Annotated in this window: 6 protein-coding genes; 3 read left to right on the top strand and 3 right to left on the bottom strand. The window is 50.1% G+C overall.

Going from position 1 to position 11,214, the window contains the following annotated elements; translation table 11 throughout:
* Positions 1-847: 847 nt before the first annotated feature.
* Positions 848-2,152, bottom strand: coding sequence for an inosine/guanosine kinase (locus EXT46_RS08355; RefSeq protein ID WP_130146617.1), 1,305 nt, complete (start codon positions 2,150-2,152; stop codon positions 848-850).
* Positions 2,153-2,403: 251 nt separating this feature from the next.
* On the opposite strand from EXT46_RS08355, the gene tadA reads away from it, so the two are divergent.
* Entirely contained in the window at positions 2,404-2,913 is a 510-nt protein-coding gene (tadA, locus tag EXT46_RS08350) for a tRNA adenosine(34) deaminase TadA (protein ID WP_130146615.1), read from the top strand.
* Here the strand turns inward: tadA and EXT46_RS18885 are convergent.
* On the bottom strand, positions 2,910-3,080 hold the full coding sequence (locus tag EXT46_RS18885) for a hypothetical protein (protein WP_022944732.1): 171 nt from the start codon (positions 3,078-3,080) through the stop codon (positions 2,910-2,912). The two genes, tadA and EXT46_RS18885, sit on opposite strands and share 4 nt — an antisense overlap.
* Positions 3,081-3,145: 65 nt before the next feature.
* Entirely contained in the window at positions 3,146-4,534 is a 1,389-nt protein-coding gene (mltF, locus tag EXT46_RS08345) for a membrane-bound lytic murein transglycosylase MltF (RefSeq protein ID WP_240701110.1), read from the bottom strand.
* A 210-nt stretch (positions 4,535-4,744) separates the two neighbouring features.
* Between mltF and purL the strand changes: the two genes are divergently transcribed.
* Together purL and EXT46_RS08335 are read left to right on the top strand one after the other, a co-directional pair.
* Positions 4,745-8,629, top strand: coding sequence for a phosphoribosylformylglycinamidine synthase (purL, locus tag EXT46_RS08340; RefSeq protein ID WP_130146611.1), 3,885 nt, complete (start codon positions 4,745-4,747; stop codon positions 8,627-8,629).
* 137 nt (positions 8,630-8,766) lie between these two features.
* Positions 8,767-11,214, top strand: coding sequence for a YdbH domain-containing protein (locus EXT46_RS08335; RefSeq protein ID WP_130146608.1), 2,448 nt, complete (start codon positions 8,767-8,769; stop codon positions 11,212-11,214).

Genomic DNA, 11,214 nt, shown 5'->3' with positions numbered 1-11,214 from the left:
GTTCGCCCATGTGAAAGTAGGTCATCACCAGGCTCCTAATTAGAGAGACCCGTTGCACCAGTGCAGCGGGTTTTTTATGCGTGCAGAAAAGCGCTCTCCCAAACCGCCCGTAGGCCAGGCTTCAGCCTTGCGTCACCTTAGTCAGGGTAAACCCTGACCTACAACAGAACCAAACAACAGCAGAGACCCACCCCCGTCACCATATCTATATCTGTAGACAAGGCTTTAGCCTTGCAACATCTTAGTCAGGATAAATCCTGACCTACAACACAGCGAAATACCCGTCACCATATCTATATCTGTAGGCAAGGCTTTAGCCTTGCACATCTTAGTCAGGATAAATCCTGACCCACAACACAGCACCATCGAACACCACACCCGTAGGCCAGGCTTCAGCCTTACAGCACCCCAGTCAGGGTAAACCCTGACCTACAACACAGCATCATCTGTCACCACACCTGTAGGCAAGGCTTCAGCCTTGCATCACCCCAGTCAGGGTAAACCCTGACCTACAACACAACCAAACAATTAAAAACCACACCTGTAGGCCAAGCTTTAGCCTTGCACACCCCTGTCAGGGTAAACCCTGACCTACAGCACAGCGCAGTATCACCGTCACCACACCTGTAGGCAAGGCTTCAGCCTTGCATCACCTAGTCAGGGTAAACCCTGACCTACAACACCGCTCTCCGGTCAGGATGAAACCGCGACCTACAACACAATACCCCAGCCAGGGTAGAACCCTGGCTTGCAAATCTCGAGCCTGACCATACAATGTATAGGCATCGATTTTCGGGCATAAAAAAACCGCTAAAAAGCGGCTTTCTTGGTTAAAACGATAGGAGGGTTACTGTTCCCAATAGGCTTGCTCTAGGCAATCCTCACGCTCCGGTAGACCCCGGGTTAAACGCGGTGAATGTTGTACTAGCACTTCATAACTGGCACGGTTCGCATACTTACTGATCTGGGCCAAAGAAGAGTAAGTGATCGCTTGCTGACCATGCTTGGCTGAGTTTGGCACATTTAACTTGTGGTACTCATTAGCGCTAATATCATGCAGTACCGCAGCTAGCGCGCAATCACCGGCGCCATTGGTGTTCTTAATGCTATCTGGCCCACCCATAAATGGGGCGGTATGGCTATAAGCACGCACAGGCTGTTGGCAATCTTGCTTGCGCATGGCACGTGAAAACTCATAACGGTTAAAGTCAGCGATGGCACCAGGAAGGAGTGGGTACTCAGTGGCGCGTTTATGCTGATCATCGACATAGCCGGCCATAAACATACCTTTTTCACCGGCCGTACAAATCACAAAGTCGACCCATTCTAGGGCTTTGTCTGCCGCTAATAGTGGATCTTCAAAACCGGTAATCGCTAGGCCTTCTTCTTCGTTCATAGCAAGAATATCAACATGCTCATTTACAAAGTTGGCCCACCATTTAGGGTCTTGCTCAATAAGAAACTTGGTGCCGAGCGTCAGCACCACAGGTACCCCGGCTTCGTTTGCGTACTTTACCGCTTGCATAGTGGCTTCGGTCATTGTTTCGTTGCCTTGCGTGCGCATAAGGTAGGCACTGATCACCAAAGCAGATGATTCCTGAATCAGGTTCTTATCTATGGACTCAGGGCGTAAGTGATTCATCAACCCTGCGCTAATGGCGAAGGTACGTTCGCCACTTTCATCAATCAGTGTAAAGCAACGGCCTATGGGGCCATCTACAGGTTGCAGATAATTAAGGTCTACACGGCTTGAGGTGTTACATAAAAAGCGATAGGCATAACTACCAATTTTGATATTTTCGCTCATTACGCCAAGTAGCACCGAACGATCATCAGCCAGCACTGAGTAGTTGTGCATGGTATTGCCTACGGTGCCGCCAGCAAACTCATAATCAACCATGTCGTTGAGCTTGAGCCGATCATAGAGGGCATTGGTAACGTCACTGTCAATAACCTGTGACATGCCACGCTGCAGCCCGAATTCATCTAAGAATGCCTGATCGACCTTGGCTTCAATATCCACCACGATCTGATCTATGCCTACAATGTAGCTACGCTTCAACCGCGATTCGGGGTTGATTTGATTAGTAAGTGGATCTTTATCTTCCACCGGGAAATAATGTTTATGTCTTCGGCGACCAGGAAACTTCATGACTTACCCGTTTTCGGTGTCCATAGAACAAAAAAAGCGGCGAATTATAGCTTAATTTTGGGTGTGCAGGCTATGGTGTGAGCCATAAAATCCGGCAAATAGTGAGAATGCATTCTTATAAGACTCAGAAACTTTCTCTATTGAGTGTAAAGTATAGTCGGGAGTTTGCTGGTGTCAGTGAGAGGATTCGTCGCGCACTTGCCGATATTGCTTGGTATAATTGCTGTTCCTAAGTAGTTAAAAGATACCCTATGACCGAGCTAAATGACGAATACTGGATGGCGAAAGCCTTAGCCTGTGCCGATAAGGCCGAGCAACTTGGTGAGATCCCAGTCGGTGCTGTACTAGTCAAAGGTGGTGAGCTTATTGCCGAGGGCTGGAATCAATCTATCACTCTTAACGACCCGTCGGCTCATGCTGAAATGATGGCGGTGCGTGCGGCTGGAGTGGCCCTTAACAACTATCGGCTCATTGATTGCACTTTGTACGTTACGCTGGAGCCATGCTCTATGTGTGCTGGTTTACTCGTTCATAGTCGCATTGCGCGGCTAGTCTTTGGTGCCAATGATTTAAAAACGGGTTCTGCAGGGTCTATTATGAACCTAGTGCAGGAGCCTCGGCTTAATCACCAAGTTGAAGTCACCAAAGGGGTACTTGAGCAGCAGTGTGCAACTAAATTATCAGCGTTTTTTAAGCGACGTCGGCAAGAACATAAGGAGAGGAAAAAGGCGCGTCAGCAACGCCAGGGGGAAGGGGGTTAGGCCTCCGCCAAGCGTTGCTTTTCTAGTTCTTCCATTTGTTGCATGGCAAACAAGCGACGACGCCACAAAATCTTATTGTGGGTATTTTTACGGGTTACTCGACGACGATTAGTCGATGAAAATAGTACATTTCGCTTAAAGCGATGCGTTCTACGGCGTTTTAGCATAGTGTATTCTCCTTGAAAGTGTGAGAGGGGAGAGCTGCCAATGAAAACACGATTAAATGACAGTTTTATGGCGTTCCGGCCGATTCTTCCTTGGCGCTAGCGTTGTTGGCCACCAAAGCATCGTTTTCATCTAACCATACCAGGGTGTCGTAGTAGCGCCGAATATTGTCTACGTAAGTTACCGCTACGTCTCCGCGCGCATAACCGTATTTAGTTGTACGATAATAGCGTTTCTTGATCAACAGCGGTAGGTATTTTTTCACATCGGCCCACTTGTCTTTATCATCACCGGCACGTTCGGTTAGGATCCGCGCATCATTTACATGGCCCCAGCCGACATTATATGACGCTAAGGCAAACCAAGTACGGTCAGGTTGGGCAATACGATCAGGTATGCGTTCAATAAGATAACGTAAGTACTCGGCACCGCCGCGAATATTCTGCTCTGGTTTGAGGCGGCTGGTAACGCCCACCTGTTTTGCCGTTGGTAAAGTAAGCATCATAATACCACGCACCCCAGTGGGTGATTTTGCCAAGGGGTCCCACATCGATTCTTGATAACTGAGAGCAGCCAGCAAGCGCCAGTCTAACTCTTGTGCATACTGTTTAAACCAGGGCATATAAGTCGGTAAGGTATCGGCAACGGCCTCAATAAATGCCAAAGTGTTAACATAGTTAAACTGGCGTACGTGGCCAAAGTATTTCTCTTCTAAGGCATAAAGGCGCTTGTTCGCTTTCGCTGCACCGAAAAATTCCACAACTAAGGCATAGAGTGAGTCGTCGTTATCTTGGCGCAGTACCCAGCCAATTGGGTCATTGCGGGTCACGGAAAAGCCAATGCTCAGGTTCGGGTGGTAACGGCGAAACAGTGCCAAGGCGTGGGAGTCGGCAATGGTGTAGTCGATATCGCCGTCGATAATGGCTTGCAGTAACTCTGCTTCATCCATTTCGTCGGTTTCATTCCAACTCAGTTGAGGGTACTGTTTTTTATATCGATGTAGAGTTTGCGAGTGGCTGCTGCGGGCCAGTACCGTTAAGTTGCCCTCTAAGTCATCAAAGTCGCGCGGCCGTACTCGACCCTGTTTGTAAACCAGCTTTTGACTAATAGTGCGGTAACTGGGGCCAAAACGGTACAGTTCGGCACGGCTTGGGGTGTAGCCAATGCCCGATGCGACCAGGTCTAATGAGCCATTATCAAGGCGCTGAAACATATCGTTAAGGCTAAAGAACGGCACGATATCCAGCTCTACACCTAGGTAGTCAGCAAAATCTTGGGCAAGTTCGTATTCAAACCCTTGCTCCCCTTGAGGGGCTTGGTAATAATTGCTGGCACCGGCCAGGGTGCCCACGCGCAACGTGTTGCTTTGATGAATACGCTCTAATTGGCTAGGTTTTTGCGGCTCACTGCAGCCTACGAGCACCCAGATACTCACAATTAACCAAACGAATCTCACGGCTTGCCCCTTTACCCCGATACCACCACTTATAACAAAACCAAGGCTTGGCGTCACCTCTACTTTAGCCATAGAAGTAAGGCTTATAAGGTTTCCCTTCAATAGCGGACAATCGTCCTTGCCAGCGGTCCTTTAACTCGCATTTTTAACGAAATTAAGTATAATGCGCGGCAACTGTCGTTCAATCCTTAACCCCGGATGATATTACCTATGTTAATCCTGCGTGGTGCGCCAGCACTTTCCGATTTTCGTGTTCAAAAAGTGCTTACTCAATGTAAGCAAGCCAACCTTCCTGTAACTAACGTCTACGCCGAATTTATGCACTTTGCTGATGTCACCGCAGCACTGAATTCTGACGAGCACAGCAAGCTGGAAAAGCTGCTTACTTATGGGCCGCATATTCCTGAACATGAGCCCCAAGGGACACTTATTTTAGTTACCCCGCGTCCAGGCACAATTTCGCCATGGGCGTCTAAGGCCACCGACATTGCTCACAATTGTGGATTAACTCAGGTACATCGTATCGAGCGCGGCATCGCCTATTATGTTGAAGGTGATTTGAGTGTTTGCCAGCTTAATGACGTGGCTGCCTTGTTACACGACCGCATGACCGAAGCAACGCACCGCGATATGGATGATGCCGCGAAACTGTTTCGTACCGATGAGCCGCGAGCCATGTCATCGGTGGACATCCTTGGCGGAGGCCGTGAGGCGCTAGCTAAAGCGAATGTTGAACAAGGCTTTGCCCTTGCAGACGACGAGATTGATTATCTGGTAGAGAACTTCCAGAAACTCGGCCGTAACCCGAACGACATTGAATTGTTTATGTTCGCGCAGGCCAACTCAGAGCATTGCCGTCACAAAATATTTAACGCTGATTGGACCATTGACGGCACAGAGCAGCCCAAATCGCTGTTCAAAATGATCAAAAACACCTACGAGCAAAATAGCGTCAACGTCTTGTCTGCATACAAAGACAATGCGGCGGTAATGAAAGGCTCAGTGGCTGGTCGTTTCTTCCCAGATTTCAGTGGTGAATACACTTATCACCAAGAAAACATCGAAATTTTGATGAAGGTTGAAACCCACAACCACCCAACCGCGATTTCGCCATTCTCCGGCGCATCAACGGGCTCGGGCGGTGAAATCCGTGATGAAGGTGCTACAGGCCGAGGCTCTAAGCCTAAAGCTGGTTTGGTAGGCTTTAGCGTATCTAACCTGCGCATTCCAGGTTTTGAACAGCCATGGGAGAGCGAATACGGTAAACCAGGGCGCATTGTTGAAGCGCTGGATATCATGATTGATGGCCCGCTAGGCGGCGCCGCGTTTAACAATGAGTTTGGTCGTCCAAACCTACTGGGTTATTTCCGTACCTATGAAGAGCGAGTTAATAGCCACAATGGCGAGGAAGTGCGCGGTTATCACAAGCCTATTATGATTGCCGGTGGTTTAGGTAACATTCGCACTGATCATGTACAAAAAGGCGAGATCCCGGTAGGCGCGAAGCTTATCGTGTTGGGCGGCCCAGCAATGAATATTGGCTTAGGTGGCGGAGCAGCCTCGTCCATGGCGTCAGGACAGTCCAATGAAGACCTCGACTTTGCTTCGGTACAACGTGAAAACCCAGAAATGGAACGCCGCTGTCAAGAAGTCATCGACAAATGCTGGCAGCTAGGCGATGACAACCCCATTGCTTTTATCCACGATGTGGGCGCCGGTGGCTTGTCAAATGCCTTCCCTGAATTAGTGGATGATGGCGGCCGAGGGGGCGATTTTGAATTGCGTAACGTGCCAAACGATGAGCCCGGTATGGCGCCGCATGAGATTTGGTGTAATGAATCACAAGAGCGTTACGTACTGGCGGTAGCAGAAGAAAACTTCGCTCGTTTTGAGCAAATATGTCAACGTGAGCGCGCCGAGTACGCAGTCATCGGTACCGCGACCGAAGATCGTCACTTACGGGTTTCTGACTCGCACTTCAACAATAACCCAGTGGATCTGCCGCTGGATGTGTTATTGGGTAAAGCGCCGAAAATGCACCGTGATGTCAGCACCAAGCAGGCTCAGGGTGAAGCGCTTAATACCAGTGCTATTACCGTACAAGACGCGGTGCAACGACTACTGCGCTTGCCAGCCGTTGCTGAAAAAACCTTCTTAATCACCATTGGCGATCGCTCCGTAACCGGTTTGGTTGCCCGTGACCAAATGGTTGGCCCTTGGCAGGTGCCGGTGGCCAACTGTGCCGTGACAGCTGCTGCGTACGACACCTATCATGGTGAGGCGATGTCTATGGGTGAACGTACACCTGCGGCACTGCTTAATTATGGTGCTTCAGCGCGTTTAGCGGTCGCCGAGTCACTGACCAATATTGCCTGTGCTGATATTGGCTCATTGAATAACATTAAGCTGTCAGCAAACTGGATGGCGGCAGCCGGGCACCCCGGTGAAGACGCTGGTTTATATGAAGCGGTTAAGGCCGTGGGTGAAGAGCTGTGTCCAGCCCTGGGCTTAACCATCCCGGTAGGCAAAGACTCAATGTCGATGAAGACCACATGGCAAGATAATGGTGAAGATAAAGCCGTGACTGCGCCTCTGTCTTTGGTTATCACTGCGTTTGGTCGTGTTGAAGACATTCGTAAAACGGTCACGCCACAGCTGCGCACCGATAAAGGCGATTCAACGCTCTTGCTTATCGACTTGGGGGCTGGTCAAAACCGCATGGGGGCATCAAGCTTGGCGCAGGTTTACAAGCAGCTGGGTGACAAAACCCCAGATGTTGATAGCCCTGAACTATTAAAAGGCTTCTTCGAGGCGATGCAAGCGCTGGTAAGCGAAGACAAACTACTGGCTTACCATGACCGCTCTGACGGTGGCTTATTCGTAACTGCTGCGGAGATGGCCTTCGCGGGTCACACTGGCGTAACGCTAGAACTAGACGCGTTAGCGGGGTCTGATTTAGAGGTTCTATTCAACGAAGAGTTGGGTGCCGTTATTCAGGTTCGCAATGATGACCTAGACGCGGTGAAGGCCACCCTTGCCGAGAACGGTCTTGCTGCGCTAAGCCATGAAATTGGTACCTTGAACGATGCTGATCAGCTGATTATTAACCGTGGTGGTCATGCACTAGTGGATAATAGCCGTACTGAGCTGCGTTTAGCGTGGGCGGAAACCACTTATCAAATGCAGTCTCTGCGTGATAACCCAGCCTGTGCTCGCCAAGAGCATGATGCCAAAGCTGATGCCAATGACCCAGGTCTCAATGTGAAACTGAGCTTCGACATTAACGAAGATGTCGCCGCGCCTTACATTGCCACAGGCGCAAAGCCGCAAATGGCTATCTTGCGTGAGCAAGGCGTTAACTCACACGTTGAGATGGCGGCGGCATTTAACCGTGCAGGCTTTGCCGCCGTTGACGTACACATGAGTGACATTCTAGAGGGGCGCTTAACGCTAGAGCAATTCAAAGGCCTTGTGGCGTGCGGTGGCTTCTCATATGGTGACGTACTCGGGGCCGGTGAAGGCTGGGCGAAGTCCATTCTATTTAATGACATGGCACGCGAGCAGTTCCAAGGCTTCTTCGAGCGTCAAGATACCTTCAGCTTGGGTGTGTGTAATGGCTGTCAGATGCTATCAACATTGCGCGAGCTGATCCCAGGCACGGAGCATTGGCCACGTTTTGTGACCAACCAAAGCGAGCGTTTTGAAGCGCGCGCAACCTTGGTCGAAGTACAAGACAGCCCATCGGTGTTCTTCAGCGGTATGGCGGGCTCACGTATGCCAATTGCGGTGTCACACGGTGAAGGCCGTGCCGAATTTGCAAATGAGGCGGCTATTCAAACAGCAGTGGACTCGGGTACTGTGGCGGTGAAATACGTAGATAACTACGGTAACCCAACTATGCAATATCCGGCGAACCCCAATGGTTCACCAGAGGCAATCTCGGGTATGACCTCTACAGATGGTCGTGCCACCGTGATGATGCCACACCCAGAGCGGGTATTCCGCGCGGTAGCGAACTCATGGCACCCAGATGAGTGGCAAGAAGACAGCCCATGGATGCGTATGTTCCGTAACGCGCGCAAGCACATTGGCTAACTATCTAGTGCTTATCTAATCTAAAAAGGCTGCCTTGGCAGCCTTTTTTGTTGCTCTTATTGATGTGTTCCAATCAGCTGCGCTTCATGAGAAACTTTTAAAATAATCACCTACCATTTGCCGCTTTAAGGAAAACTATGCTGCGCAAGCTGTTGATTGGATTAGCAGTGATAGGGCTCACTCTAGCTACCGCCTACTTATTTCGCATTGAGCTCACCTTTATGGTAGCTAAACATTACCTTGATGCCGATGAAGTAGAGTTAACCTGTGCTGATTGGCAATGGGGGAGTGGGCTGACAACAATCATAGTCAATAAGTTATGTGTGGGTTATCGCCAGCATCGGCTTGTTATTGAGCAGGCGCGAATCACACCGCAGCACATTGATATTGAAAAGGCAGCCTTAACTCTGGCTAAGCAACAAACTCAATCATCCAGTGATACTGGTAAACCTCAAGCGCTTAATTTGCCGCTGACAGACTCCCGTCCGTTGGTAACTGTTGAATCCCTTATCATGTACACGCCTTATGCCGCTGCGCCCGTACGTATGACGGTAAGTGAGCCGCAACTCAATCAGTGGGTGTTAAATGGTGATATAGCCGGTGATATCGCCATAACCTCGCAGCATATCGATTATGAACTGCATGCCAATCAAGCCTTAAGAGCCCAGCTTATGGCTGTGGCCGAGCCATCACTCATGCGCTTTAATATCTCTCAGTGGACATTGCCGCAGCTACAAGTACAAGGGCGCTATTACGGAAATCGCATCGATAACCAGATCACTATTGCCAGCCAAGCTACTTGGCAACATGCGCCTTGCCCGTTGCAGGTGAGTAGCCAGGGCCGCATCGAGGTGCGCTCCAAGAATATGCGTCGTTTTAGCTTAGACACCAGTGCACTGACAACGCATTTGCGAGCGCAGGCTCAGTGCGACTATCAAGCCAGCCTAAAACCCTACTTCCCAGAGCTGCTCAAGGGGTCATGGCAGCTAACCTTGGCCGAGCCAAGGGTGAGTATAGATAAAAGCGAGGTGCAGCTAACGCAAGTGTTGCTTACGCATAACAGCGAACAGACTAAAGTGGGTGTTCGCTTAGAGGCGCCGCGTGCCAATTGGCGTACAGCACAGGTGGCTGCCGAGTATGCTTTACAGCTAGAAACTCAGTCGTTAGGGCGGCTTAGTGTTTCGGGACAGGCAACTGAGCAGCACATTAGCGGCGCCTTTAAAGGTCAGGTGGCCGCGCCGGTGGGTGAGAATGTGCATGTTGCCCCCGTAAGTGCCGCTGGCGAGTTCGAGCATAACTTTGCTGGGGCAACTGCGCTGCATGGGCAACTGAAAACCGCACAGTTAACAATGGCGCCTTATTCTGGACAGCAGATAGCGATTACTGTTGATGCCACTATCAGCGCAGATAACTCGATTTCAGCGCGCTTAGAGACCTTTGCTGCTGTTGCGGCGAATGCTGACATTAAACTGCTTGATGTCGAGCAGAATTATCAGATACAGGCAGACTTGGGGGCAGGGCGGCGTAGCGCGCAGGTTGAGGTGCAAAGCCGTATTGGGCAACTAGATTCTGCGCAGCTGAGGTTAAGTGAGCTCAGTGTCGATAGTCGAGTTGATATTGCTCGCAGCATTGATGGTGAGCATCTTATCTCATGGCAGCAGGCGCAAGCTCTGGTTAAGCACAGTTGGCAAGAAACGGCTTTTCCTATCACCGTGGTATTGCCGCCGACGCCTTTACCTTCATTGCAAGCCATTGCCAGTCAATTGGCCCCCGAGTTGTCAGTGACCGCTGGCACACTCAGCGCTCAACTGCACGGTGATGCCCGCCTTCAGCGTATGCAATGGCAGCTAGATGTGGACAGCGCCAGCGTGCTTTATCAGAGTTACTTAGCTGAAAATATCAATACGTCGGCGCAAGGACAGTGGAATTCAGGGCAACTTCAGCTTGATGATACTAGCTTTACTATTTCCCAACTACGCGCTGGACCAGTGTTGTCACAGGTGCAAGGGCTCTGGGGTTATGACCAAGATGCCTACCTCAAAGAGGTGCAGGCCGGGGTGTTAGGTGGCACTTTGTCGCTGGATAAACTTTATGTGACTGGGCTAACGAAGCGCCGTGCTCCCACCTTAGTTGAGGTAGCACAAATTAATGCCCAAAGCCTACTGGCGCTAGAGCCACAGCAGGGCATTGAGATCACAGGGGTATTGGCAGCAAAACTACCAATACGGTTAGAGGAGCAGGGGGTCAGTGTCGAAAATGGCCGTATTTATTCGCAAGCTCCGGGTAAATTGACGATTAAAGATAACGCCGCCTTCGATGCGGTGAAAGCGCAGCAGGCAGAGCTTGGGCCTATGTTGGGCATGTTGGAAAACTTAGATATCAACAGCATCAACGCCGATGTTGATTTAAAAACCGATGGTTGGTTAACCATGGCGATGCAATTAAAAGGGGAAAACCCCGAGCACCAGCAAGCTGTAAATTTTAACTATAATCATCAAGAAAATATCTATACCCTATTTAAGGCGCTGCGCTTAAGTGATGAAATCACTAAGAAAGTGGAGCAAGAGTATCAAGCGAAGGAGTAA

This window comes from Pseudoalteromonas sp. CO325X, from assembly GCF_004208955.1.
Lineage (GTDB): Bacteria > Pseudomonadota > Gammaproteobacteria > Enterobacterales > Alteromonadaceae > Pseudoalteromonas > Pseudoalteromonas ruthenica.
The sequence above is the reverse complement of the archived record's forward strand: the minus strand, read 5'-3'. Positions and strand labels throughout refer to the sequence as shown.